This is a genomic window from Shewanella sp. P1-14-1 (genome assembly GCF_001401775.1).
Classification (GTDB): domain Bacteria; phylum Pseudomonadota; class Gammaproteobacteria; order Enterobacterales; family Shewanellaceae; genus Shewanella; species Shewanella japonica.
The window spans coordinates 147,966-173,407 of record NZ_LKTL01000005.1 but is presented as its reverse complement, the minus strand read 5'-3'; the positions used below and the strand labels follow the sequence as shown (position 1 = coordinate 173,407).

Here is a 25,442-nt window from a genome sequence, read left to right as displayed (position 1 = left end):
GTGTATGCCATTGCTTGCTTTGCAGAAACTTTAATCAGCGAGAGTGTGATCAAGTTTACTAGAAACAGCGTGGAAAGTGGCAAACCAGAATCGTTTTGCAGCTTTGCAAAAAATTGCTCTGCATTAGACCACAAAACGACTCGATATTGAATAGTCTCAAATGGCGCAAATACAGCATAACTGTCAATATCATACGCCTTAATTAAACACTGGGTTCAACTTTACGCAGTGCTTGATACTTTGTAGGCGTTATCATTTTGCCTGTATGACCGCCTAGTCTTAAATTGAATGTCGGTAACACCCTGATTTAAAGTTGTTTCTGTGTTTTTAATAGTGTTGCGGTTGCTTGGCTTGAATATAAGCATAAATCAATTCACTCACACTTTGACCCACATCTCTATTGCCAGCAGACTCGCCCGCTTCATGACATAACGGTGCAGCTTCAGCAATATGTAAGTATGCAGTTTGAGTATGTTTAGCCATATAACTGACGTAGTGGCAGGCATCAAGTAGTGGTATACCTGCAAAAGTAGAGGCACTACTCGGCATTTTAGCGATAGCATCGACATCAAGCTCTAACGCCACTGGTGATTGGGTTTGATTAATATTCTTACTTATCTGGGTTAATGCCTCAGTTAAGCTGATTTCTCGTCTGACCCAAATTTGCTGGAAAGTATGCCACTGACCACCAAATAAACTGAGTTGTTCTAGTGTCGCTTCGCTATTTTTAAGTTCATGTAATCCAAGTACATGGTAGTAACTTAATGCACCATTGGCAGCTGCGTAGCTAAATCCATTGCCACTGTGTCGGCCTTCTCGTGGTCGAAAATCGCTATGTGGATCGAGGTTTACCGCCGCAGCAGCTTGATTAAATTGACCTTTTACAGCCATTAAAAGGCCATAAGCATTGTTATGACCGCCGCCTATCACTATGGGCGTTAATTGTGCTGCAAATATTTGACTGACGATGTTGATAACTTGCTCATCTAATTCAGCTGTTGCTTTTGATAAGTCGGCTTGAGTGGCATTGTCATCGAGATGGTGAGGTAGGAGGTTGCCTAAAATAAGGCATTCTTTTCCATGAAGGTATCGGTTTGATTGCAAGTTCAACCATTGCGACATCGTTGCTTCAAAAGCCGTATTTGCTCCACCTCGACCAAGGTTTGCTCTAGGGCCTGCATCTTCGCTGATCCCAAGAATAACGAACTGTCCGCCTTGGGATTTAAACTGGTGTAAAGCTTCTTGTTGCGCCGCACTGTTAGTTAAGGATGGTGCAAGCACGTGCACTGTTTGTCCTAATTTTGTCTCTCCATCACGGGGGGAGACAAACTGCTTAATTGCTTCGTGCGTCATTATCTGTAGCATAAAAACCTACTCTATCTCGTGTTAAGTATTATTGTTATCGAGGTTGGGTTCGTTATTGTTGCGCTACAAGGTTTTTTAGCGCATTTATTATGATGTCTTGGGTCACTATTGTTCATGACAGTGATGAATGAGTAAAGCAGATTTAGCTTAAACAATGTTCTATTACAGTAAATAAAAAAGCCAGCAAAGCTGGCTTTAATTTTGACTGCTCATGATATGACAGTAGTTATCAATTAACCTTCACAAGGTGAAAGTTGATTAGTCGATGTCTAAAGCTTCTGGCGATAAAATAATGCCAGTATTATCAGCATAAATATGATCGCAAGGTAAGAAGGTTACACCGCCAAAGTTAACTGGGATTTCAACTTCACCGACACCATTACCATCAGCGCCAATTGGGATTGAAGCGAGTGCTTGAATGCCAATGTCCATTTCTTCAAGTGTGTCGACATCTCGGACAGAACCATAAACAATGATGCCTTCCCACTTGTTGGCAACAGCAATCTCGGCAATAGAAGCATCGATTAGTGCACGACGCATCGAACCGCCGCCATCAACTAATAATACTTTTCCTTCACCATCTGCTTGCAGTGCATCTGCGATAAGGCCGTTATCTTCGAAGCATTTAATGGTGCTAATAGAACCACCAAAAGAGCTCGTACCGCCGTAATTACTGAACATAGGTTCTACGACATCAACAACATCTAAATACATATCACACAGTTCTGAGGTGTTGTATTCCATAGTGACACTCCTTGGGGGTAGCGATTTGTTACTTCTCGCTAGTAGTTAAGCAATCTTAAATGAATTATATGAGCTTTTTGTGAAATTAAAAGCGATATTCATCACCAGATGACGATAAACCAACAAGTTGATTTATAAACTGATGTTGAGAAATCCCACAACATCGCACCTGAGGCTAGGTTGTAGGAAACTAACTTACATTAGTGCTGGATTAGGATGTTTATATTGATCTTAGTCATCTTATTACGGTTTTTTATTACAACCTTGTATGAATTTTTGTTAATATCAGCGCTTAATTAAATGCAGTTTGTTTTATTTGCTTTAGGGGCACGGACCCCCCGTAACGCTTATGGATGGCAGAGGGCCTTAATGAGAGGTTCTTATGGAAGGGTTAAACGTTGTTGAAATCATAGGTTATGGCGCATCAGTTATGGTGGCTATTTCATTAATGATGAAAGATATTATCTGGCTACGTTGGTTAAACTTTGTGGGTTGTACATTATTCGTTATTTACGGTGTGCAAATTGAAGCATGGCCAGTAGCAGGTATGAATGCCTTCGTTGCGGGGATCAATATTTTCCACTTGATCAAAATCTATCGTACCAATAAGTCAGAAAGCTTATCTGAAGCGTCTGCGTAAAAATGGTCAAGCGAGGTGCCTTTATTGGGCACCTTAATCCATCACTGAAATTTACTATTTACCAACCTCGCTTAATATATCCTCTCTCGTTTTTATCTTTATGTCAGTTCCAATGCTTTATGGCTGATGCAAGCTTGCCTGTTTGTGCTCTGATATCACTTCCTCTTATGACTGTTATTGCGGACACTTGATATTAGTATCAGATTCGTCATTGTCACAAAACTTTCGACAGAATGTCATGTCAGCGTCATTGGTCATATTTACAGTCCTAATCATGGTTGAATAATAAATAACCCAAAGGACTAGCGAGATGGTGAATATAGCAAACTTAGATAAGTTGTTATTTTGTCATATATTAACCTTTTGTCGTGAGCATAAGCTTAATCAGTTTGCTAAGCAGGTCTCTGCAACGGGTGATGGCCATATTTATGTGTATTTGGCCGTTGGATTGTTGTTTCTACATCCTCAAGGAAGCCACTTTTTCAACCTTATGTTAGTCAGCTATATTATTGAGCTGCCTCTTTATTTATTACTCAAAAATTTTATTCGTCGCAATCGTCCCTGCGCCGCATTTGCAGGGTTTGAATCTGATTTTCAACCATCAGATAAGTTTAGCCTGCCTTCTGGGCATACGGCGGCGGCCTTCATTATGGCATCAGTCGTGATGCATGTTTTCCCATTACTGGCTGTGATGGCATTTACTTGGGCTATGGCAATTGGCTTATCGAGAATCGCACTTGGCGTGCATTACCCATTAGATATCTTAGCTGGAATAGCATTAGGGCTCGGAGCGGTGAGCATGGCAGAGCAATTTATTTAACCACAGGGTATTTAACTCTTTTTATTTTGTGGGATGTAGAAATTAGTGGCAGGTAATCAAGGGCGTTTATGAAAATCTTATACGGTGTTCAAGGTACAGGAAATGGCCATATTAGCCGTGCACGTGTGATGGCGAAGTCACTGAGTAAAACGGATATAGAGGTCGATTTTTTATTCAGTGGCCGAGAAGAACATCAATATTTTGATATGGATTGTTTTGGTGACTTTCAGCTGCGAAAAGGTATGTCATTTATGACAGAAGGTGGGCGAGTTAATCTGCCAAAAACCATTAGACGCAATCTTTCTACGTCCATCTTCTCAGAAGTGCAGCACATGGACTTATCTGATTATGATTTAGTGATAAATGATTTTGAGCCTGTGACGGCTTGGGCAGCAAAAAAACAGGGAGTTACATCAATAAGCATCAGCCATCAAGCTGCATTGCAGTATCCTGTGCCTAAACAAGGGATGAGTTGGCTTGACGAACGTTTACTGAATAACTTCGCTCCAACAGATATTAAGCTAGGTTGCCACTGGCATCACTTTGGTTTTCCAATTATTCCACCTTTTGTTGAAGTCGAGCCAAACTGCGGTGATCACCATCATCAGATTTTGGTGTATTTGCCTTTTGAAAGCCCAGATGAGATTGCTCGGTTCTTGGCGCCTTTTAATCAATATCAATTCTTTGTCTATCACGCTGCTGAGCCGAATATAGCTTTGGCAGACCATATTAATTGGTTCGGTTTCAATCGCACGGGTTTTAAAGCCCATATGTCACAATGTGGCGGCGTGATTGGCAATGCTGGGTTTGAACTGGCCAGTGAAGCCATGACACTTGGCAAAAAGCTGTTGGTAAAACCGTTATTAGGTCAATTTGAGCAGTCATCTAATGTGGCCGCATTAGAATTACTTGCTGCTGCACAAAGCATGGACACTTTAGATGGCAGTATATTAAAACGTTGGCTAAAGTCTGCATCGCCAAAGCCTATTCAGTACCCACAGGTCGGTGATGCTTTAGTGAAATGGTTAAAGCAAGGCGACTGGCATCAACATCAAATGTTGTGCAACGATTTATGGTCGCAGGTGGAATTACCAGATAACTGGCGTAAATGAAGGTATAACTGAGTATGCCTTGTGAGCGGGCAATGGAAAGCTAATGGTTTAAACTATTCTTAAGCGCTAATTTTATGTGTAAATGCTCAGCGCTAACGGTAATGACTAGCACCCATACAATTGGCAATAGCGTTAACTGGCCGCTTTTGAATGATGCTCGTAAAGTTGCTCAAGAAGTTCGTCTTCAAAAGCAAAACGCGTTTCCATTGCTTGAGCTAATTTTGATAAATCGGCGTCTAAGTCCATCAATACATCGTCACTTTCAACTTCTGTATATTTATCATTGAAGTCAAGCGCAGCATCGGTTGTTTCGCTAATTTGAGGCAATAGCTGTTGTGCACGGGCTTTACTGCTTTCACCAGACTTCTCACATTCGTTGACCACTTGGTCATACACTTCAAAGTGGCCCTCGGAAACGTAGTCCACTAATTGTGCACAAAATTGCTTGACCGTTTCTGTGGTTGGAAGGCTTTTTTCTGGCGCAGTGTAAGGAGCTAGACCGGCAATATTGAAGTATTGGATCAGTAAATTTCTACGGTGTTGTAGCCATTGATCGACAAGCTTGTTAGAACCGCCCCATTTTTGTTCGGCTTTTTCTAGTTTTGTCAGCATAACGAAATCCAATATTGCAACTAATCCATAACACTTAATGTATGAGAGAAAGTGACTATTGATCAACTATTTTCTGTAAAAGATCGAATGGATCGACCAGAAGAAGGAAGTTTTAATTGTAAAAAATAATGAAACTGTGGAGTTCAGAAAGAAAAATGCCCAGTGATAGCAAGCTATCACTGGGCAAATAGATTTTTTAAGGGCTCGATTTATCGTGCTTCTTGATTGTTCTTGCTAGCGCAGACTTTTTATACCAAACGCTAACAATAGGTGCAACTTTTTTATCCAATTAGCCTAATCTATACCTAATTATGAGTATTATTGTGAGCGTGATAACGATTACATTAGCAATTTCGATACTAGTTGGGGTGTTACTTCACATTAATTTAGCATTGCTGGTTACATTAATCGCATAAGTGCTAAACTACGCGCCAGCGGATATCACTATATGTTTAGGAATCAAGCCCCATGGCAGAATTAAAGAATGATCGTTATTTACGCGCTTTATTAAAACAGCCTGTTGACAGAACCCCTGTCTGGATGATGCGTCAAGCTGGACGTTATCTACCTGAATATAAAGCGACTCGCGCAGAAGCGGGTGACTTTATGTCTCTTTGTAAGAACCAAGATTTAGCATGTGAAGTGACGCTACAACCACTTCGTCGTTATGATTTAGATGCTGCAATTTTATTCTCAGATATTCTTACTGTTCCAGATGCAATGGGCTTAGGTTTATATTTTGAAACCGGTGAAGGTCCACGTTTCGAGCGTCCTACAGATACAATCGACGCTATCAAAAAGCTAGCTATCCCAGATCCTGAAGATGAGCTTGGTTACGTTATGCGTGCTGTTAGCACCATTCGTCGTGAACTAAAAGGTGAAGTACCATTAATTGGTTTCTCTGGTTCTCCATGGACACTAGCAACCTATATGGTTGAAGGTGGTTCAAGCAAGACGTTTGAAAAGATCAAAAAAATGGCTTACGAAGAGCCAGCAACACTACACATGCTTTTAGACAAGTTAGCTGATTCAGTTATCTTATACCTAAACGCACAAGTTGCTAACGGTGCTCAATCGTTAATGATTTTCGATTCATGGGGCGGTGCATTATCTCACCATGCTTACCGTGAGTTCTCGCTACGTTACATGCAAAAAATCGTTGATGGCCTTACTCGCCATGCAGACGGTCGCCAAGTACCAGTTACTTTATTCACTAAAGGTGGCGGACTATGGTTAGAATCTATGGCTGAAACAGGTTGTGATGCACTAGGTTTAGACTGGACTGTTGATATCGGTGATGCACGTCGCCGTGTTGGTGAAAAAGTTGCACTTCAAGGTAACATGGATCCATCAGTACTTTACGCATCACCTGAGCGTATTCATCAAGAAGTTGACCAAATCTTGTCATCTTACGGTGAAGGTACTGGCCACGTATTTAACTTGGGTCATGGTATTCACCAGCATGTTAATCCTGAGCATGCCGGTTCGTTCATCAACTCTGTGCATGAGTTATCGGCTAAATACCACAAGTAATGGGTATGAAGTTTGAGGCGTCGTGAAGATGCGTAAAAAAAGACGAGCTTAGCTCGTCTTTTTTATTTGTGAAAAAAGTGACGAATGACTAAAGCTGAACTAGCTTATAGGAATCATCGAGTTAAAGGTGTGGTGATATGTGTCACAAAGTAAATATGAGATATTCTAATTTGTGATCTTTGCAAAATTCTTCAGAGAGTTAATTTGATATTTTATACACATTCTGAGAATAAATATTTTATGCTAACTAGTTTTGTTTCACGATGGGATGGAAGCCACATCTAGTAGCCTTCGCTAAAAGAGAGTTAAATATGAAAATTCAAATTATTGTTGCTTTAGTGTTCTTCGCTATTTTTGCTGCTTTGCTTCCTGGCACCCATTACATCTATGTAGCCAATGCTGATTATTACATGGGGCAATACATCACAGTTGCTTCAGTATTATTGATGTGGATTAGCTTGTTTGCTGGTATTGCGAGTCTTTTCTTCCACAAAATTAAAAGCTTATATCAATCAATTTATAACGATTAATTGTAGACATACAAGGTTCGTTATTAATTGACTTGATACGTAAAGCCACCTTGATAGGTGGCTTTGTTGTTTTTGGCTTTGATGTTTTGAGCAATTATACGTTTAATCCTCTGTCATATAGAAGAAAGTAATCGCGAGTCTTTTTTCTCTCTTTTCTTTACCAAAGTAACTACTGGCGCTGTGAACCATATTGCCTTTGAATAAAATGAGGCGATTAAATTTATTTTCAATGGCTTCGTCTTCATACCAAGCACTTGGAGGTAAGCTGTCGGTGTTTAACGCATCCACTAAATTGTTATAGGGTTTTTGTACTAGATTACCGCCAGCAGCTTCATTCGCGTATTTCAAGCGATAGAAAGAGGTTCCAGAGTGTGGTTTAGGGTTTTTACTTAAAAAAAGCACGGCGCCGTATCGACAAAGCTGCCGATTATCAACATGAGGTCTTGCCGCTCCTTCATCAGCCCCAACCAAAATAGCTGTGTTTGTATCAACAACGACACTGTTTGATTCAGCAACCCATAATTTATCGACTTTTAGGGTTTCTTTTATCCAGTTTTCTACTTGTAAGAGCTCTTTTTTCTTCAAGGCGTTTTTAGAGCGCATACCAGGCCATAACTCACTAGTATAAGGTTTGCCAAGCTTCCATTTACTTTTCATGAAACAGCGATTGGCAATCTCTGTTGCTTGCTTTTCAGAAAAGAAATTATCAATTATCCAAAAGTTTTTATTTTCTTCGGGCTTTTCATAATTGAGTTTAGGAGCATCGAAAGGTGCATCAGGAAGGTTGAGTTCATCTGAATATATTGGGTGCATGATGTATCTACCTGCAAACGATTTAAAATAATAATTGTTCGTTTAATACGGACGGTGCTTGTTGAATTTATGTTATCAACATTCAAATGCGATGGGTAGAAAAGTGGCTCATTAACTTGTAAAAAAAGTGAGTAATCAAAATCGGAGTAACGATTACTCACATAACACTCAATGACTTGAAGAAAGCAGCTCAATATGAAAGCAACTTCCTGTACCAGGTTGACTATCGATATTTATACGGCACTTTAATATCCCAAGGAGCTGTCTAACAATTGCAAGCCCAACACCTAATTGTGGGAGTGGTTGTTCTGGTGAAAAGGTAAGTTGTTGCATTGATAATTGTTTTAAAGCGTCCACTTCATGCTTGTGCATACCAGCCCCCGTGTCTTTAACGGCTAGCCAAGTTTGACCATTTAACGTTTCACTGTAAATGGTAATAGTGCCATCTTTAGGGGTGTATCTGAGCGCATTATCAACAAGGTTATTGAGTATTCTGCGCATCAATTGTGGATCGGTATAAACCTGTAATTCATCGGTAATATTAAATTGTAATCTTATTCCCAGCTTTTTAGCTCTAGGAGCAAATGTCTGATTCAAATCGAGTAACAACTCACGCAAATTGATTTGTTTAATTTGAGCGCTAATCTGACCGTTTTCTAGTGCTGCAAGTTCAAGCAGTTGCGATAGTAATTGTTGCAAGTTTTGCCCTGAGTTAGCCGCATATTCTATGTATTCTGGTTGGCGCTCATTTGGTGGGCAGAGCAACCAGGTATCTATATATCCTAATAAAGAGGTGAGCGGTGTTTTTAAATCGTGGGATAAATGCAGTAAAAAGTCATGTTTTGCTTGTTGCTGACGTTTAACTTGTTGATGTTGATTATTCAGTTCTTGCAGTAAATGGTTAATATGTTCGCTGAGCTTTTTGATTTCTAAGCTACCGTTATAACGGTTTGGGAGAGTCAGGCTGCTGTCGAAGGAATTCCCTTCAAACGAACACGCTTTAAGACGCGTTAAATCACTGGCTAACTTTTGAATTGGACGGGTAAAAAAGCCTAATAATAATACAAACAATATCAAGGCAAATATCACCCAAAAACCAATCGTAGCGCCCCATAGTTTAGGCTGGTTTTCAGAATTAATCAGCGCCTGCCAGCTGTCATAATCTTCACCGCCAATAATCACGTATAAATACCCGCTGTGAAGGCCATCCTCTGTGATAAGTGGGCTGACTGAAAAAATCTTCTCAGTTTCAGTCGAACGAGGGTCTGTTCCTAAGATAGGTAAATCTCGGCGTGCTATAAACTGTTCAATTTTATCTAAACTCACTCGGTTTTTTTTAATCTTCTCCTCTTTTGCATCATAAGCAACGACTCGGCCTTCTGGATCGAGTGTGTAGATCTCAAAACTGGGCCCAAGTAACATAAAATCATGAAACGCTTCTTTTAATGCCGCATCAGAAGTAATGCCTTGAGAGAGTAATGGGTTGATATGTGCCATATGCTCAGCCAATTCGAGATGCAAAGATTGCTGAATTTGGTTACGACTAAATTCATGATTGAGTTGCAACCATTGCCATAACGCCATGAACAGAATAAGCACAACCAATGTCGCTGAAAGAAATAGTCGATTAAATAGTCGATTCATAATGACTGGCCTGCCTTGGTAACATCAGAGAAAAATAATCCATTTACGCTTCTGGTGGAGAAAATTTATAACCCACTCCCCAAACTGTTTTTACGAGCTCAGGATGACCTGGACTGCGGGCAAGTTTGCTGCGTAAACGATTAATATGGCTATTTACCGTATGCTCGTATCCATCATAGTTATAACCCCAAACAGCCTCTAGCAATTGCATACGACTGAATACTTGGAGTGGGTGCTTGGCTAAAAATAACAGTAAATCAAACTCTCTTGCGGTGAGTTCAAGTGGGCTGTTATTGGATACGACCTCTCGGGTGGTTGAGTTAATGGTGACCCCATTAAAGTCCAATTGCTCAGTTTGTACTTGTTGAACCTTACTGCGCCTTAGCATGGCTTTAACGCGGGCTCTAAGCTCTAATACGCTAAATGGCTTCACTAAATAGTCATCAGCGCCAGCTTCTAACCCCAAAACAATATCGGCTTCAGAATCTTTTGCAGTTAGCATCATTATTGGTAATGACTTTTCTGCTTCTCGTAATTGCTGACATAACATGATGCCGTCACCATCAGGCAGCATCCTGTCCATGAGAATGAGGTCGAGCGTTTTTGTGTCGATGATTTGCATTGCCTGACTTAACGTAGTCGCATGAAATACTTCATAATTTAATGCCGTTAAGTTGAGCATGATAAGCTTTGCTAAGTCTTGTTCATCTTCCACAAGTAAAATATGCGGCTTTATCTGATGGCCGTTATGCTTAGTGCTATCGTTCATCCAGAATGTCCCAAATCAGATCCCTACTGAGCAGACCTGACTTGGGCAGATTAAATTTCAAATTGTTTAAATAATGTTATCAAACAGAATTTAATCTATCGCTGAACAATCTAATTAGCTATGCATTCGCATCACTTACTCAGTACGGCTAATCGAGATAGAAACCGCTGGATTATCAAAACGATGTGAAGGCGTTAATACGCTATCCATTAACCCATCATACATGGTGATAACACCAGGGTGGATATGGACAAAATCAACATCATCACGTTCAGCGTTGTAGCCTTCACCACCATCAGCAGGTCCAGGCATAGTGCCTTGTGCTTCTGAGTTTGCTTCGGTTCCAGCATCGTAAACCATGCCACGCATAGATACTGAATCACTCACTGCGAGCATACTGATGTCATAGCTGTTTAAGCCTGTAAATGCATCATTGGTGTTCACTAACATAGTGGCAACCGTGAGGTTGGCTACATCGGCTTCTTCGAGTGTCACGGTAATGGTTTCTGACATCCCTGGCATTAAAATACCAGCGCCACTGACGGTTGAAGTAATGCCTTCAATCGCAGCAACATCTGCTGCATCACCACCTTCTGCGATTTTCTCTAGTGCAACGTTGGCTGCTTCACCGGCCTGCCATAACATGACATCATCACCATGAGAGGCGATAGCAATGGGAGACATTGGCTGGTTAGCTGTTAAATTCGTAACAGTGACAGTGTATGTTTGCATCACCACAGCTGGCGGCGTTGGTGTCACTGGTGCCGGTGTTGGTGAGTCATCATCGTCATCAGAACAACCACTTAACCCAATCACAGCGATAAGTGCTACGGCTGATAAACTGTATGGATGACTGCGTTTTTTGGACGTATTCGTTAAATATCTCATTGCGATTCCCCCTTATTTGACGGTAACAACAACTTTCGCCACAGGGTTTAACCAGCGATGAATACGACTGTCTAAATCACTGGCACCGCCTACTGCATCAGTATCGCCAAGCACACCTGGATGAGTGTGAACATAAGCATTAGTAGAACCATCCATAACACCAGTACCATTCATACCTCCGTCACCGCCAGGAGCAGCTGGAATACCTGGGACACCTGACATGCCGCCGCCATTGACTATTTCATCGTTGGCTTCTGTACCTGCATCATATGCATTTAAATACACAGTGTAGCTGCCTGCCTCAGTCGGAATTTCCCAGCTATCTAAACCTATAAAGGCATCGTTGGTTGGTAATACCATTGCCACAATCGATAAATGTGTCATATCCATAGAGTCGAGCATCACTTCACTTACATTCGCGCCAGGGGCTAATAATCCCATTGCAGGGTTAACAGCGGTAAAACCACCAGCACCCATTACGGCGGCATCTAAATCACCAACATCGCCGCCTTCAGCCATTTTTTGTAAGGCTGGCGTGGCCATTTCACCGACATGGAAAAGGTGACTGTCAGTATCATGAGCAGCAATCAGTAGAGGGGTGAAATGATTACCATGGGTTAGGTTAACGACACTAATTTCTAAATCAGCTGCAGATGCTTGAGCACTAAATATTCCGCCTGCAACTAATCCAAGGGTTAACAAGCTGGTTTTGACTGATAAATTTTTGTGTGTTGATGTCTTTAAGACTGATGATTTCATAACAGAGCTCCTTTTGTTTGATTGGTAATGATTCTGACAAAGGGATCTCACTGGGTTATCGCTAAATTATCACAAAAGTTTAACATCGTTTATTTGAGCGATTTTTTTGTGTTATCGTGATGGTGAATAGTAAAATTTTAGGGTGTAAAAATGATAATAAGAACACTAACTCCTGAAGATTTTCAACAGGTTATTGAGCTAGGTAATTTAGTGCATGGTGAAGGTTACTTAGACATGCCTTCGCTGGAAAATATTTATCAAATGGGAATAAAAAATAATATTAATGCCCATTTTATCGCAGAAAATGAACAATTATCATCGGTACATCAGGCGCAAGAACAATCAAAAATAGCTGGGTTTAGACTGACCTATGCAGCGGGCAATTGGCCAATTGATAAATGGTGTACACCACAAAAATGGCCAGTTTCACCCGATCAAATGTGTTACTTCAAGTGCAATACAGTGGCTCAAGAGCTTAGAGGGCAAGGCATAGGTTCGCAACTACTACAAGCCTCTATCAAAGCAGTAAAAGCGCAAGGTGCGACAGCTGGAGTGAGTCATTTGTGGAAACAAAGCCCTAAAAATTCAGCTGTGGGCTACTTTACTCATGCTGGCGGTAAATTGATTAAAGAGCATCCGAGTCGATGGAACCAGCAGCAAGACAACAGTGATTATTTGTGCGTGATATGCGGCGATGATTGCCACTGTACTGCCTGTGAAATGGTGATTGAGTTTAACTAAATAACTCATTTTAACATTTCTCTGTATGACCACATTGGTGTTAACCACGAGTACCCAACATGCCTCAAGCTTTGTATGATCCCTTAATTAATCAATCACCTGCTAAGCAGCCTTTTGCGCATAGCTACTGGGCGAGCACACAATCATTACCCGCATTACTTCCCTCACTCAAAGGTTCTCAGCAAACAGACGTTGCTATTATTGGTGGCGGCTATACTGGTCTATTGACGGCTTATTATTTAGCGACACAATACCACATTGATTGTCGTGTGCTTGAGGCTAATCAAGTGGGGTTTGGCGCTAGCGCTCGCAATGCGGGTTTTGTATTAAAAGGGTCTGGTCGTTTGGGGTATTCAGCAATGGCTGAACGTTGGGATCTAGACACTGCGCGCGGGATCTACAGTGAGTTTACTCAAGCGGTAAGTCGAGTTGAAGCATTAATACAGCAACATCACATTCATTGTGAGCCACAAGATAAAGGTTATCTCAAGGTCGCTCATAATCCAAAAGCGTTAAAAAACCTTAAAGCGGCAGCCAAATATATTCAAAAAAATATGGCGCAAGACAGCGATTTTACAGCCGAGTTTATTACTACTGAACACTTTAGAGAGCAGTACCTTAACCATCATCAAGCTTATGGTGCGTTAAGGCTGAATGACGGCTTTGGAATTAACCCTCTTAAGCTATTACTGGGTTATAAGTCCATGCTTGAAAAGCAGGGAATAACCATTAACGAGCAATCCTGTGTGCGTGACTGGATAGAGGAAAATGGAAAGCACCGTTTAGTAACGGATCAAGGCGAACTGTTAGCCAATAAGGTGATCATGGCGGGTAATGCTTATTCGCCTAAGCAGCTGAATCAAAGAATAGATGATAAGTTTTTGCCGATACTGAGCAATATTATCGTCACTGAACCATTAACTGCAGATGAGCTCAAAGTGGCAGGTTTGCATAGTCACCAAGTGACCATGGATACTCGAATATTAAAGTATTACTTTAGATTGTTGCCCGATAACCGTTTATTGTTCGGGGGCCGTGGCGCCGTATGGGGCAAGGACGCAGCTAAGCCGATATATGGTCAGCGTTTGAAACTTGCGATGGATAAGTGCTTTCCACATCTGAGCCGAAAGAAGGTTGCTTATAACTGGACGGGGTGGATAGCAGCATCAATGGATGACATGCCCCATGTATATGGCAAAGATGGTGTCGGATATAGTTTAGGTTACTGCGGCGCCGGCGTATCATTTAGCGCTCAAGCTGCCTTTAGACTGGCACAAAGTATTGCAGGAGAAACCTTACCGAACTTACCGCTCTACAATACCCCATTACCGCCGATGCCGTTTGCAAAAGCAAGACGGCTAGGGCAATGGGGTTATTATCATTATGGCTGGCTCAAAGATAAATTCGGTTAATACTGATTTTATACATCGATACCACCAAGGCTAGCTTGCTTGAATTTCTTCACTGAGCGTTGATTCATCTAATGGCTCAATTTTAATATTGAAATAGGCATAAGACGCACTGATAAACGGACAAACTAAGTTAAAAATAGCGTAGGGTAGATATGCGATAGTCGCCACGCCTAGGGTACTTGCCATAAAGGCGCCACAAGTATTCCAGGGGATCAGTGGGCTAGTGACAGTTGCTGAATCTTCTAAAGAGCGGCTTAAATTGACAGGTGCAAGTTTACGCTTTTGATATTCCATTTTTAACATTCTACCGGGTAATACGATGGCAATGTATTGGTCGGCAGTAATCACATTAGCGCCAATACAGACCCCAAGAGTGGTGATAATTAAGCTGCTGGTGCCTGTCACTAAATTCATGATGCTTTCAAGTAAGCGAGCTAATAAGCCTGTCACTTCCATCACGCCGCCAAAAGCCATAGCACACAATATTAACCAGACTGTTGTCACCATACTGCTCATGCCGCCACGGCTTAATAGGTTGTCGAGCACGGCATCGCCAGTATTAGCCACATAACCATCAAACATCGCAATCCAAATGCCTTTAATGATGGCAATTACTGGTAATAACTGTGGGTCGTTAACGTAAGTAATCACATTATCAAACTGGAAAATGGCTGCGCAGATAGCACCTGCTAAGGTACCAATAATCACGGTTGGAAAGGCGGGCATTTTCTTATTTGCCAAAAAGAGCACAACTAATAATGGTAGTAATAAATGCAGCCCAGGTTGGTAAGTATTTTCTAGTAATGTCAGCGTATCACCTAGTTGCGAGTTAAAGCTGGATACATCGGCTGATAAACCTAAAAAAGTAAACACGATTAAGGCAATAATAATGCTGGGCACAGTGGTCCAAGTCATATGCTTAATATGACTAAAGATATTTGAGCCAGCAACGGCAGGAGCTAGATTGGTTGTGTCAGATAATGGTGACATTTTATCGCCAAAATAAGCGCCACTGATGATTGCACCAGCAGTGATATTGATATCTAAGCCCATCGCTGAAGCGATACCAATAAGGGCAATACCAATAGTACCTGCTACTGTCCACGAGCTACCGATGCTTATTGCTACAACGGCACATAAAATACAGCTGGCAGCATAAAAATATTGTGGATGGAGGATTTGCATACCGTAGTAAATCATTGTCGGCACTGTGCCGGCTAAAATCCAAGTACCGATTAGGGAGCCAACAGTAAATAAGATCAGTAAAGCGCCAGTTGCGACACCAATACTTTTAATGATGCCACGTTCCATTTGGTTCCAGCTGTAACCATTTTTGTAACCAATTAAAATGGCAATGCAAGCGGCGAGAATCAGTGCAATTTGGTTTGCTCCAGATGAGCTATCAGAAGAGAAAAGGTACACCGCAGCGCCCAGCATGGTGATAAGGGCGATAACAGGTGCAAGGGCGTCAAACAAACTAGGTTGTTTGAGTTGAGAGTCAGACATAAAGCTATCCCTATTTTTATTCTTATGGGGTGTTGAAATAGTCGGTGTTATTTGTTGTTAATTTGTGACTAGGTCGACATCCTGCCATAGATACAAGGGATAAGTCGATGTTTTGGCACTGTAACAACTTGCTAGAAAAGCATAGGGTTACAAGATCTATTGCTTAATAATTTAAGATACTAGATTAGCTATTCATTTGAGGTGATATTGGTGCATATTTACTTAGATGTGATTGATTATATCTAGTTATTTAATTTCTTTTTATCGCTAACTTTATTAAGAGCAAAGTCGTGGCGCTTCGCCCACACCAGACGAAAGGGAAACAACAGCTTTTCCCTTTTCGATATCCCTAGCCGTTCCGGCGAAATAATCTGAAAAACGATTATTTCCAACGGAAGAAAGTTTAGCTTCAGATATCATTCTATTCCGCTTCGTCCATCTTCAAAAATCACTAACGTTTCTGATAGGGCGTTTAGTTTTGTTTTCTTTGGCTCAAAGCAAGATCAAAGTCGTGGCGCTTCGCCCACACCTGAATCAAGGGATAAAGCGCTTGTCCCCATACTTTATATACTAAGAGTAATCGCTCAGCGCTCCGGCGAAATTTAAAAAGCAAAATTTCCAACGGAGTATTATTTAGCTTTTAGCTTCATTTGGTTCAGCTTCGTGCATCTTCAAAAATCACAAACGCTTACGATGGTGCGTCCCTTCCCCTCGAAAGCTAGCTGATATCTTAAGTGCAGGATGCACAAAATGCCTTGAAGCACATGGATGTGCGAGAAAGGCCATGTCAGGACTCACGTATTTTCTTGATGCTCTCAATTCATATGATTAATTTAAACTTTAAGCTTAAATTATTTTATAAACTTCAAATGAGGTTAAATCGAAGAGATTAAAATTCCCAGTGCAGATGCGTCTAAGACCTTCGAAAACATGGATGTTTTCGCAGAGCTTACATGGACGTACTTGAAGCGTGTCTTAGATGAATCTGTTCAAAAGCCTGCGGCAGGCAATTGGTTAAGTCGAAGTTATGAACTTAGATACATTATTCAATATCTACAGGGGTATTAAATAAGCGGACTATTGGCCGAAAAGTCGTGGCGCTTTATGGTTGGATATTTATTTGCTCTGAGAGAGTTAAATTTAGTCGACTATTTCAAGGTAAGCATTTGGTGGAAGGTCTACATTATTCTAGTTAATTGGGATGTGATTACTTGAGTAATAGCTACATAGGGTAATTGAAGTAAAGATAAAAAAATGGCAGGTTATAATTCACTGATTAATAATCAAAAGACTATAAAGGGATTTATTTTGTTAGATTTTAAAACGTTATGGGAATCATTTCCTGAGAAAAGCTTAATGAAAGCTCGGTGTCAAAATAAGCAAGAAACAAGCTCTGCACCTTTTGACAATTATTGTGCAATATTACTAAGTGAAGCTTTAATTAATGTTGGTGTTTCTACATCAAGCGCTAAGGCCGCAAAGTGTTGGTCACATTCAGGAACTAAGCATATTTTAAGAGCTGAAGAAATGGCTAAATGGTTAACTTCTTCTAATATAGGTGGACTCCATAAGGTTGAAAAAATTTCACCTAGTACTTTTCAAAAAGACTTAAAAAATCGAACTGGAATAATTTTCTTTAAAGATTATTGGCAAAGAGGAAATGAAACAACTAATAATCAAAGTGGTGACCATATTGACTTATGGAACAAGGATGAAATAAGCAGTAGCGGTATGTTAATGAGATCAATTTATGAGTTTTTTGGGACAGTTTCTGATTTCAATAAAAGCAAAGAAATCCATTTTTGGGAAATTAAGTGATAATTATGAATAGTTTGATTAAGAAAGTTACTTTTATCATTGTAAATTCCATTTTTAACATAGGGATTTTTTTAGGGTTTTATAATTATTTAGTATCTCCATTGCTGCATGAAGAGCAAAGAATGGATATTGCGCCTTATATTTTTATGTATGTTTTCCCAAGTTATATCATTGTTTCTATTCTATCAATATTCATCTTCAGAGTTTTATTTACCCGTAATTAATAAATATTAAAATTTTACTATCGATAATTAATCAAAAAAAATCCCTGTGACTTTTAGCATTGACTGCTATCACAGGGATTTTTTATCGCTTCAACAACAAGCCAACTAACGAGTTAGTCTTTACCTTGCTCACGTGCAATCGCACGGTAGGCGATGTCGGTACGGAAGTAGACGTCATCCCAGTGGATGGCATCGACTAAACCATATGCAGCTTTTTGTGCTTCTGTCACTGTGTTACCGAGTGCTGTTGCACATAATACGCGGCCGCCTGCTGTGACAACGTGACCGTCTTTCATATCGGTGCCAGCGTGGAATACTTTGGCGTTGTTATCACCTAAAGATAAACCGTCAATCACATCTGCTTTGCGGTAGGCATCAGGGTATCCGCCTGCTGCTAGTACCACACCGACTGCTGCGCGTGAATCAAATTCAGCGGTCACTTTATCAAGTTCACCACGGGTGGCTGCTAAACAAAGTTCAACTAAATCAGATTGTAGACGCATCATGATTGGCTGCGTTTCTGGGTCGCCAAAGCGGCAGTTGTACTCTAGTACTTTTGCGCTGCCATCAGGTGCAATCATTAAACCAGCATATAAGAAGCCTGTGTAAACATTGCCTTCTGCTGCCATGCCATCAACCGTTGGACGGATAACGTTAGCAATTGTCCAGTCGTGAACGGTTTGCGTGACCACTGGTGCTGGTGAGTATGCTCCCATACCGCCAGTGTTCGGGCCATAATCGCCGTTATCACGGGCTTTATGATCTTGGCTCGATGCCATAGCTAAGATGTTGTTGCCGTCTACCATGACGATAAAGCTGGCTTCTTCACCTTTTAAAAATTCTTCGATAACAACGCGAGAACCGGCTTCGCCAAATTTGTTACCTGCTAGCATATCTTCAATTGCAGCATCGGCTTCAGCTTGGTCTTGCGCGATAATCACGCCTTTACCTGCAGCTAAACCGTCAGCTTTAATCACAACAGGGAAACCTGTTTTAGCAGTTAACTCAACAGAGTAAGCTTTCGCTGCGTCAATTTCAGTGAAGTTTGAGTAGTCAGCCGTTGGGATGTTGTGGCGAGCTAAAAAGTCTTTGGTGAAGGCTTTTGAAGACTCAAGTTGCGCTGCACCTTGAGTTGGGCCAAAGATAGCTAAACCAGCTTCGTTAAAGGCATCAACAACGCCAAGTGCTAAAGGCACTTCTGGGCCAACAATGGTTAATTCAATCTTGTTGTCTTGGGCAAATTTCACTAATTCTGAAATTGCTTCAACCTGAATACCGACGTTTGCTAATTTTGGCTCTAAAGATGTGCCTGCGTTACCAGGAGCAACAAAAACTTTTTCAACTTGAGCTGATTGAGCTGCTTTCCAAGCTAGTGCGTGTTCGCGTCCGCCGCCGCCAATTACAAGTACCTGCATCTTTATTCACCTTTTTTATATTCAATTTGGTAAAAATTATCATGTTCTTTAAACGAAAAAAGCAGCCAAATGAGGCTGCTCTATTCAAATGCTATTTAGTGACGGAAGTGACGCATTCCGGTGAACACCATAGCAATGCCGTGCTCGTCAGCTGCTGCAATGATTTCTTCATCGCGAATTGAACCACCCGGTTGGATGATACAGCTGATGCCCGCTGCTGCTGCAGCATCAATACCGTCACGGAATGGGAAGAATGCATCAGATGCCATTACTGACCCTTCAACAACCAAACCTTCATCAGCGGCTTTAATGCCTGCCACTTTCGCTGAGTAAACGCGGCTCATTTGGCCTGCGCCCACACCGATAGTCATGCCATCTTTGGCGTAGACAATTGCATTTGATTTAACAAACTTAGCCACTTTCCAGCAGAACATTAAGTCAGTTAATTGCTCAGCTGTAGGTTGGACTTTTGAAACCACTTTAACATCGGCGACATTAACCATACCTTGGTCGCGGTCTTGTACTAATAAACCACCGTTAACACGTTTAAAGTCTTGAGTGGTGGTTTTAGTGTTCCACTGACCACACTCTAATAAACGTACATTAGCTTTAGCAGCAACGATTTCACGTGCTGCTGCACTGACTTTAGGGGCAATGATCACTTCAACAAACTGACGGTCAACAATGGCTTTCGCGGTGTCTGCATCTAACTCTTGGTTAAACGCAATGATGCCGCCAAATGCTGATGTAGGGTCAGTTTTAAATGCGCGATCGTAAGCTTCTAAAATGGTGTCGCCTAGTGCAACACCACATGGGTTAGCATGCTTAACGATAACACAAGCCGGACCGTCGAATTCTTTAACACACTCAAGGGCTGCATCGGTATCAGCGATATTGTTGTAAGACAGTGCCTTACCTTGCAATTGTGTTGCGCTAGCCACTGACGCTTCATCAATGTGTGCATCAACATAGAATGCCGCTTTTTGATGGCTGTTTTCACCGTAGCGTAAATCTTGCTTTTTGATCAGCTGAGTATTGAAGGTACGTGGGAAGCTTGAATCTTCGTGGCACTCATCTTTACTGTGTGCTGGCACCATAGTACCGAAGTAGTTCGCGATCATGCCATCGTATGCAGCGGTGTGTTCGAACGCTGCAATAGCTAGGTCAAAGCGCGTTTCAAGTGTAGTACTACCTTCATTGGCACGCATCTCAGTAATCACGCGATCGTAATCACTTGCGTTAACCACAATGGTGGTGTCTTTATGATTTTTAGCAGTAGAGCGAACCATAGTTGGGCCGCCAATATCGATGTTCTCAACGGCGTCAGCCAAAGTACAACCTTCTTTTGCCACTGTAGAGGCAAACGGGTAAAGGTTAACGGCAACTAAGTCGATTGGTTTGATGGCATTTTGTTCCATCACGATTTCATCGATACCACGACGAGCTAGAATGCCGCCATGCACTTTAGGGTGAAGTGTTTTAACACGACCATCCATGATTTCAGGATGACCTGTGTAGTCAGAAACTTCGGTCACTGGGATATTATTATCAGCAAGTAATTTAGCAGTGCCACCAGTAGAAAGTAGCTCTACGCCTTGCTCATGTAATGCTTTAGCAAACTCAAGCATTCCAGTTTTATCAGATACGCTTAACAGCGCGCGACGAATAGGTCTGACAGTATTCATGTAGGTACAGTGTCCACTATTTATTTAAGGAAGTTTGGCAAAGCTGAGTTTGTTAAATCAGCTTTGCCAAAGTTCCTACGATGCACATCTCGTTTTTATTTTATTAGTGAGCCGTACTCGAGCGCGCGTATTTTAACGTAATCTGTTTTATTTCGGGAAATTTCTGCGCGATTTCACAATATTGAAATAAGAACAAAGTACGGGGGCTTTTTTATTCTATAAAACCCTTGACCTTGGATTAAACTCCAAGGTTTATAATGATGACATTACACTGATATAGATTCTAACTTTACAGGTAACGATATGTATCGAATTGGTGAGCTCGCGACGTTATTTGATGTGAAAACGGATACGCTTCGTTTTTATGAAAAACATGGTTTATTAGCCCCTTCGAATCGTTCTGATTCTGGCTATCGACTGTATAACCAAGACGATGCCGAAAAGCTGCGATTTATTATTCGAGCTAAAGCGGTAGGCTTTAGTTTAAGTGATATTGCTGAGTTGTTGTCTATTGAACTGGATAAGTCCAATTGGGCTTGTGCTGATGTTAAAGGCATGGTCGATATCAAGTTGGAGCAAGTACAAGCAAAGATAGCTGAGCTGGAGTTCTTTGCGAGTTCGTTGAGTAAATTGTCAGAGGCATGTTGTGGCGGACCTGAAAGCGCCGAACACTGCTCTATATTAGAAGCATTAGAGTCATCAGATAAAGAATTACAGCCAAAATCTGAACATCATGCTGTAGTACAAAATCCTTAGTGTTAAGAATTAGTGGCAAGAAATAGTGGGGCAAGAGATGTTATTCACTAACTTTGTAGAATTATTTTTAGAGTCAGCACCATGGTTATTACTTGGCTTGGTGTTAGCCGGATTATTAAAAGTGTTTGTGCCAATGGCATGGATGCAAAAGCAATTAGGTGGTCATGGGGTTAAAACCGTGGTTAAAGCCGCAGTGATAGGTGCGCCATTGCCGTTATGTTCGTGTGGTGTCATTCCTGCTGCCGTGGGGCTGCGCCGCAGCGGTGCTTCTAAGGCCGCTACGACTTCATTTTTAGTGTCGACCCCAGAAACGGGCGTTGATTCTGTGACAGTTTCTTATGTTTTACTTGGGCCTTTTATGGCAATTATTCGTCCTATTGCTGCAATTACCAGTGCCGTTGTGGCAGGGTTATTGGTTGGTCGAGATGATAAAGATGAGGTGAGTGAGGCTAAGGCTTCATCAAAGGTTGCAAAAAACGCTGAAGAGAATGATTTAGGTACCGCGGGTGAAGTGGTGTCCTCATGCTGTAGTTCAAAAGCCGCTGAGGTTAAGGCTCCTGAAACAAGCTGTTGCAGTTCTAAGGCGCAAAGTAAACCGGCATCAAGCAGTTGCTGTTCTAGCAACAAAGACAACGTTGAAGCGATCCCGAGCACGAGTAGTTGTTGCGCGGGTAAGACAGATAATACAACTAACGAAAAAGTGGCTACAGTTGCTAAAAGCTGTGCCACTAAGACAGATCACGCTGCAGTCAGTGACAACAATGACACGCATGAACATGCGGCTGAAAGCTGCTGCGAGTCAACAAAAGATATGGCGACAGAGCTAAAAAGCGAGTCAGTATTGTCAAGGGTAAAGTCAGGTTTGCATTACGCGGCAACGGATTTAGTGAGAGACACGACGATGTGGTTGTTAGTCGGTCTATTTTTTGCTGCATTAGTACAAACGTTTGTTCCTGGTGACTTTTTAGCAAAGTGGGGTGACGGGATTTTAGCTATGTTGGTGATGGTGTTGATATCTGTCCCTATGTACATTTGTGCTACAGCCTCAACACCGATTGCGGCAGGTTTACTATTAGCAGGTGTGTCACCTGGGGCAGTTTTGGTCTTTATGATGGCAGGGCCTGCAACCAATATTGCCACTTTAGGTGTTGTCACCAAAGAGCTAGGTAAGCGCGCATTATTTGGCTATTTAGGCGGGGTGTTGGGCGTAGCGTTAAGTTTTGGTGTCTTAGTCAATTATCTTGTGGAGCACTTTGGTTTTGTTGTCATGCCGCAAATTGGCGAAGAACATGAGTTATTACCTCATTTTGTTACTACGGGATCTGGGATTGTATTGGCCTTGTTAATGGCAAAAGTTATTTATGATAAGTTACCGAAAAAAAGCTTGCGACGAGACTGCTGTTCGTAAGTTATTTGTTTTACTTTAGCAATAAAAAAGGCCCTCAGGGCCTTTTTTATTAACTGAACCTTAAGTCTAATATCTTGATTGATACAGCTTGTTACGTAGTTTGCGTGTAAATAACGAGCAGGTTGAGGAATGATTTTTAATTGTTAATATCAGCTCTAGCTAAACTAGATCTGGCTCAAGGTTTTAATTTAAAGAATATTGAAATTGTTAAAGTTCAGATCTTACGTGACATGAATCACTCATAAAGTTTGGGTTAATACCTAACATGATTCCGAGCTACCTCAATGGTGGTATAAGAAATTGGAGTGATGATGAAACATTTAACGAAACGCAAACTAGCATTCGTTATCGCAGCAGCAATGGGGATTGCAGGCTGTGGTAGCGATGGAAAAGATGGCGAAGATGGCGTAACGCCACCACCACCATCAGCAGAAACCTCAGAGGTTACTAATGTCGATGTTATTCACCATGAAATTGGTGATGGCAAAGTAACTTTTGAATTCCAAATCACAAACGAAAAAGACATGCTAATTGTTGGCTTAGAAAAAGCGAACGCAGAATTAGCCGCTATGACTGATAAAGGTATTGCTCGTAGTCGTGATGATTTCGAAGGAACTATCGTTGGTGGTAGTGCAAGCGAGTCAACTGCTGGTGCTAGCTTAACTGTACTGGAAAATGGTAACTACGAATTTGTAGCGCCTATGCCAAATGTTACAGCGGGTACTGAAGGTATTGTTCGTTTAGCTGTGGGTGGTGGTGACTTAATTGCTAAGTCTCGCTACATCGTAGTTAGCAAGCCTGAAAACGTGCACACAACGACGACAGAAACATGTCAGTCTTGTCACGTTGATTTCCATGCATCAGACGTTAAGCATTCAAGCTACACAGCAATCGATACCGAAGGTGAAACTGATTTAGTCGCAGGTTGTTTAGTTTGTCACAATAACGTGGTTCGTGATGATGGCGGTTACGCACGCAACAGCATGCAAAAGCTTGGTCATATTAATCACAATGGCTTTGAAAAAGATTTCACTGCAACTAACTGTTATACCTGTCACGCTGAGCCTGTGATTAACACAAGCATCGCGGGTAACGGTTGTAGCGATTGTCATACAACTGATATGTCTGACAACATGGCTTTATTAGCTGCAAACAGTGACTTTGATGCACGTGATTTCCACGTTAAGTCTGAAAAAATTGGCATTACAGAGCGTCAAACTATTCGTGAAGAGCACAGCACGACTTTATCAGCTGTATACATGAATGACTTAGGTGAATACTGTACTGATTTAACCTTATTTAAAGGTGAAGAAGTACTGGATATCGAAGCGCTATATAATGACGGTACTTTAAGCTACGCAAGTACTTACCTTCACGGTTACCATAATGAATCATTAGTGGGTCGTGAGTCTCGTAACTACGAAGAGTCTTATAAAGGCGACGGAACTAAAACCTTCTGTCACGCTAAGTTAGACTTGAACACACCACAAATCATGGCAAGTGCTCGTGTTACCTTTAAAGGTGGCAACTGGATTGATGATGACGGTAAATATGGTGTTTCACTTACAAGTTACTCGCCAGTAGCTGACTTAGCTGATCTGAACAATGTGACTGATTACGATCGTCGTCATGCCGTGACAACTGACAGCTGTACGACTTGTCATAACAACGAAACTAACTACCACAAAAATGGTAGCTACGCTGAAGGCGGCTTAGATTGTGTTGCTTGTCATAACAACGGTCAAGATCGTAGTGCTGGTAACTCTGCACCTGGTTTCGGCCCAATGGTTCACAGCATGCACTGGGGCGTAGGTAGCCAAGCTGGTGAAGACGGTGAAAATGCAGCAGCAAGAAATCTAGACGCTGCAAACTGTGTTTCTTGTCATGCTGATGGTATCGAACTTTACGCTATCCCTAACCAATATATGCTTTCAAAAGCTTATAACGGTGGCGATTCAGGCGTTATGACTAGCCCAATTACTGCAAACTGTTACGCATGTCATAATGGTGAGCAAGCGCTTAACCATATGGAGCAAAATGGTGGTGAGCTGAACGTTGAAGCTGGTACTAATTGGTACACAAATGGTACTTCTGAGTCTTGTGCAACATGTCACGATGCTGGCAAGTCAATGGGTATCGATAAGTTCCATAACTTTGAACGTTAATCACTGACATTTTATAGCTTGCGATATTAACTGGCCCTGCAAAGCTCAATATCGCAATCATAAATAATTAAAAGCCACTAGAA

The 25,442-nt window shown here is 41.5% G+C and carries 22 protein-coding genes; 11 read left to right on the top strand and 11 right to left on the bottom strand.

What is annotated here, in order from left to right; all coding sequences use genetic code 11:
- Positions 1–327 precede the first annotated feature (327 nt).
- Together AN944_RS05325 and rraA are read right to left on the bottom strand one after the other, a co-directional pair.
- On the bottom strand, positions 328–1,365 hold the full coding sequence (locus AN944_RS05325; protein ID WP_055023559.1) for a formimidoylglutamase: 1,038 nt from the start codon (positions 1,363–1,365) through the stop codon (positions 328–330).
- 258 nt (positions 1,366–1,623) lie between these two features.
- Positions 1,624–2,109, bottom strand: a complete 486-nt coding sequence (gene rraA / locus AN944_RS05320; RefSeq protein ID WP_055023558.1) for a ribonuclease E activity regulator RraA — start codon at positions 2,107–2,109, stop codon at positions 1,624–1,626.
- A gap of 382 nt (positions 2,110–2,491) precedes the next feature.
- Between rraA and AN944_RS05315 the strand changes: the two genes are divergently transcribed.
- The 3 genes from AN944_RS05315 (at position 2,492) to AN944_RS05305 (ending at position 4,681) form a co-directional block, all read left to right on the top strand.
- The gene (locus AN944_RS05315) at positions 2,492–2,749 is read left to right on the top strand and encodes a YgjV family protein (RefSeq protein WP_055023557.1); all 258 of its coding nucleotides are present in this window, start codon (positions 2,492–2,494) and stop codon (positions 2,747–2,749) included.
- Positions 2,750–3,059: 310 nt separating this feature from the next.
- The gene (locus AN944_RS05310; protein WP_055023556.1) at positions 3,060–3,569 is read left to right on the top strand and encodes a phosphatase PAP2 family protein; all 510 of its coding nucleotides are present in this window, start codon (positions 3,060–3,062) and stop codon (positions 3,567–3,569) included.
- 68 nt (positions 3,570–3,637) lie between these two features.
- The gene (locus AN944_RS05305) at positions 3,638–4,681 is read left to right on the top strand and encodes an MJ1255/VC2487 family glycosyltransferase (RefSeq protein WP_055023555.1); all 1,044 of its coding nucleotides are present in this window, start codon (positions 3,638–3,640) and stop codon (positions 4,679–4,681) included.
- Positions 4,682–4,813: 132 nt separating this feature from the next.
- On the opposite strand, the gene AN944_RS05300 is transcribed toward AN944_RS05305, so the two are convergent.
- Positions 4,814–5,293, bottom strand: a complete 480-nt coding sequence (locus AN944_RS05300) for an Rsd/AlgQ family anti-sigma factor (RefSeq protein ID WP_055023554.1) — start codon at positions 5,291–5,293, stop codon at positions 4,814–4,816.
- Positions 5,294–5,761: 468 nt separating this feature from the next.
- Here AN944_RS05300 and hemE point away from each other — a divergent pair, with 468 nt between their 5' ends.
- Together hemE and AN944_RS05290 are read left to right on the top strand one after the other, a co-directional pair.
- Positions 5,762–6,826 carry a uroporphyrinogen decarboxylase gene (gene hemE, locus AN944_RS05295; RefSeq protein ID WP_055023553.1) on the top strand — a complete coding sequence of 355 codons (1,065 nt, stop codon included), beginning with the start codon at positions 5,762–5,764 and terminating at the stop codon, positions 6,824–6,826.
- Between the two features lie 311 nt (positions 6,827–7,137).
- On the top strand, positions 7,138–7,356 hold the full coding sequence (locus AN944_RS05290; RefSeq protein ID WP_055023552.1) for a hypothetical protein: 219 nt from the start codon (positions 7,138–7,140) through the stop codon (positions 7,354–7,356).
- A 102-nt stretch (positions 7,357–7,458) separates the two neighbouring features.
- Here the strand turns inward: AN944_RS05290 and AN944_RS05285 are convergent, their stop codons facing one another.
- The 5 genes from AN944_RS05285 to AN944_RS05265 form a co-directional block, all read right to left on the bottom strand.
- Positions 7,459–8,169: a DUF6445 family protein gene (locus tag AN944_RS05285; RefSeq protein ID WP_055023551.1), complete on the bottom strand. Its 711-nt coding sequence runs from the start codon at positions 8,167–8,169 to the stop codon at positions 7,459–7,461.
- Positions 8,170–8,337: 168 nt separating this feature from the next.
- A complete protein-coding gene (locus tag AN944_RS05280; RefSeq protein ID WP_055023550.1) occupies positions 8,338–9,813 on the bottom strand; it encodes a HAMP domain-containing sensor histidine kinase in 1,476 nt (491 codons plus the stop codon).
- Between the two features lie 43 nt (positions 9,814–9,856).
- Positions 9,857–10,582 (bottom strand): response regulator transcription factor, encoded by a 726-nt coding sequence (locus AN944_RS05275; protein WP_055023549.1) that lies wholly within the window; start codon positions 10,580–10,582, stop codon positions 9,857–9,859.
- Between the two features lie 135 nt (positions 10,583–10,717).
- Positions 10,718–11,470 carry a spondin domain-containing protein gene (locus AN944_RS05270; RefSeq protein WP_055023548.1) on the bottom strand — a complete coding sequence of 251 codons (753 nt, stop codon included), beginning with the start codon at positions 11,468–11,470 and terminating at the stop codon, positions 10,718–10,720.
- A gap of 12 nt (positions 11,471–11,482) precedes the next feature.
- Positions 11,483–12,229: a spondin domain-containing protein gene (locus tag AN944_RS05265; RefSeq protein WP_080916941.1), complete on the bottom strand. Its 747-nt coding sequence runs from the start codon at positions 12,227–12,229 to the stop codon at positions 11,483–11,485.
- 150 nt (positions 12,230–12,379) lie between these two features.
- Between AN944_RS05265 and AN944_RS05260 the strand changes: the two genes are divergently transcribed.
- Together AN944_RS05260 and AN944_RS05255 are read left to right on the top strand one after the other, a co-directional pair.
- A complete protein-coding gene (locus AN944_RS05260) occupies positions 12,380–12,970 on the top strand; it encodes a GNAT family N-acetyltransferase (protein WP_055023547.1) in 591 nt (196 codons plus the stop codon).
- A gap of 59 nt (positions 12,971–13,029) precedes the next feature.
- A complete protein-coding gene (locus AN944_RS05255) occupies positions 13,030–14,382 on the top strand; it encodes an FAD-binding oxidoreductase (RefSeq protein WP_055023546.1) in 1,353 nt (450 codons plus the stop codon).
- A 30-nt stretch (positions 14,383–14,412) separates the two neighbouring features.
- On the opposite strand, the gene nhaC is transcribed toward AN944_RS05255, so the two are convergent.
- Positions 14,413–15,888: a Na+/H+ antiporter NhaC gene (gene nhaC, locus AN944_RS05250; RefSeq protein WP_055023545.1), complete on the bottom strand. Its 1,476-nt coding sequence runs from the start codon at positions 15,886–15,888 to the stop codon at positions 14,413–14,415.
- A 1,254-nt stretch (positions 15,889–17,142) separates the two neighbouring features.
- Between nhaC and AN944_RS05245 the strand changes: the two genes are divergently transcribed.
- The gene (locus AN944_RS05245; protein ID WP_082419908.1) at positions 17,143–17,706 is read left to right on the top strand and encodes a type VI secretion system amidase effector protein Tae4; all 564 of its coding nucleotides are present in this window, start codon (positions 17,143–17,145) and stop codon (positions 17,704–17,706) included.
- Between the two features lie 337 nt (positions 17,707–18,043).
- On the opposite strand, the gene purD is transcribed toward AN944_RS05245, so the two are convergent.
- Complete coding sequence (purD, locus tag AN944_RS05240; RefSeq protein ID WP_055023544.1) at positions 18,044–19,345, bottom strand: phosphoribosylamine--glycine ligase; 1,302 nt, start codon at positions 19,343–19,345, stop codon at positions 18,044–18,046.
- A gap of 95 nt (positions 19,346–19,440) precedes the next feature.
- Positions 19,441–21,030, bottom strand: coding sequence for a bifunctional phosphoribosylaminoimidazolecarboxamide formyltransferase/IMP cyclohydrolase (purH, locus tag AN944_RS05235; RefSeq protein WP_055023543.1), 1,590 nt, complete (start codon positions 21,028–21,030; stop codon positions 19,441–19,443).
- Positions 21,031–21,333: 303 nt separating this feature from the next.
- Here purH and zntR point away from each other — a divergent pair, with 303 nt between their 5' ends.
- From zntR to AN944_RS05220, 3 genes are all read left to right on the top strand, one after another.
- A complete protein-coding gene (gene zntR, locus AN944_RS05230; protein ID WP_055023542.1) occupies positions 21,334–21,786 on the top strand; it encodes a Zn(2+)-responsive transcriptional regulator in 453 nt (150 codons plus the stop codon).
- 37 nt (positions 21,787–21,823) lie between these two features.
- On the top strand, positions 21,824–23,194 hold the full coding sequence (locus AN944_RS05225) for a permease (protein WP_055023541.1): 1,371 nt from the start codon (positions 21,824–21,826) through the stop codon (positions 23,192–23,194).
- 311 nt (positions 23,195–23,505) lie between these two features.
- Positions 23,506–25,359, top strand: a complete 1,854-nt coding sequence (locus AN944_RS05220) for a multiheme c-type cytochrome (RefSeq protein WP_055023540.1) — start codon at positions 23,506–23,508, stop codon at positions 25,357–25,359.
- Positions 25,360–25,442: the final 83 nt, after the last annotated feature.

What these genes read in the sequence shown, in the direction of transcription:
- AN944_RS05325 (WP_055023559.1), bottom strand. Translation starts at nt 1,365, where the DNA reads ATGCTACAGATAATGACGCACGAAGCAATTAAGCAGTTTGTCTCCCCC.
- AN944_RS05310 (WP_055023556.1), top strand. Translation starts at nt 3,060, where the DNA reads ATGGTGAATATAGCAAACTTAGATAAGTTGTTATTTTGTCATATATTA.
- AN944_RS05245 (WP_082419908.1), top strand. Translation starts at nt 17,143, where the DNA reads ATGGCAGGTTATAATTCACTGATTAATAATCAAAAGACTATAAAGGGA.
- AN944_RS05265 (WP_080916941.1), bottom strand. Translation starts at nt 12,229, where the DNA reads ATGAAATCATCAGTCTTAAAGACATCAACACACAAAAATTTATCAGTC.
- AN944_RS05255 (WP_055023546.1), top strand. Translation starts at nt 13,030, where the DNA reads ATGCCTCAAGCTTTGTATGATCCCTTAATTAATCAATCACCTGCTAAG.
- nhaC (WP_055023545.1), bottom strand. Translation starts at nt 15,888, where the DNA reads ATGTCTGACTCTCAACTCAAACAACCTAGTTTGTTTGACGCCCTTGCA.
- AN944_RS05315 (WP_055023557.1), top strand. Translation starts at nt 2,492, where the DNA reads ATGGAAGGGTTAAACGTTGTTGAAATCATAGGTTATGGCGCATCAGTT.
- purH (WP_055023543.1), bottom strand. Translation starts at nt 21,030, where the DNA reads ATGAATACTGTCAGACCTATTCGTCGCGCGCTGTTAAGCGTATCTGAT.
- AN944_RS05300 (WP_055023554.1), bottom strand. Translation starts at nt 5,293, where the DNA reads ATGCTGACAAAACTAGAAAAAGCCGAACAAAAATGGGGCGGTTCTAAC.
- AN944_RS05270 (WP_055023548.1), bottom strand. Translation starts at nt 11,470, where the DNA reads ATGAGATATTTAACGAATACGTCCAAAAAACGCAGTCATCCATACAGT.
- AN944_RS05260 (WP_055023547.1), top strand. Translation starts at nt 12,380, where the DNA reads ATGATAATAAGAACACTAACTCCTGAAGATTTTCAACAGGTTATTGAG.
- zntR (WP_055023542.1), top strand. Translation starts at nt 21,334, where the DNA reads ATGTATCGAATTGGTGAGCTCGCGACGTTATTTGATGTGAAAACGGAT.
- AN944_RS05285 (WP_055023551.1), bottom strand. Translation starts at nt 8,169, where the DNA reads ATGCACCCAATATATTCAGATGAACTCAACCTTCCTGATGCACCTTTC.
- AN944_RS05275 (WP_055023549.1), bottom strand. Translation starts at nt 10,582, where the DNA reads ATGAACGATAGCACTAAGCATAACGGCCATCAGATAAAGCCGCATATT.
- AN944_RS05290 (WP_055023552.1), top strand. Translation starts at nt 7,138, where the DNA reads ATGAAAATTCAAATTATTGTTGCTTTAGTGTTCTTCGCTATTTTTGCT.
- AN944_RS05225 (WP_055023541.1), top strand. Translation starts at nt 21,824, where the DNA reads ATGTTATTCACTAACTTTGTAGAATTATTTTTAGAGTCAGCACCATGG.
- AN944_RS05220 (WP_055023540.1), top strand. Translation starts at nt 23,506, where the DNA reads ATGAAACATTTAACGAAACGCAAACTAGCATTCGTTATCGCAGCAGCA.
- hemE (WP_055023553.1), top strand. Translation starts at nt 5,762, where the DNA reads ATGGCAGAATTAAAGAATGATCGTTATTTACGCGCTTTATTAAAACAG.
- rraA (WP_055023558.1), bottom strand. Translation starts at nt 2,109, where the DNA reads ATGGAATACAACACCTCAGAACTGTGTGATATGTATTTAGATGTTGTT.
- purD (WP_055023544.1), bottom strand. Translation starts at nt 19,345, where the DNA reads ATGCAGGTACTTGTAATTGGCGGCGGCGGACGCGAACACGCACTAGCT.
- AN944_RS05305 (WP_055023555.1), top strand. Translation starts at nt 3,638, where the DNA reads ATGAAAATCTTATACGGTGTTCAAGGTACAGGAAATGGCCATATTAGC.
- AN944_RS05280 (WP_055023550.1), bottom strand. Translation starts at nt 9,813, where the DNA reads ATGAATCGACTATTTAATCGACTATTTCTTTCAGCGACATTGGTTGTG.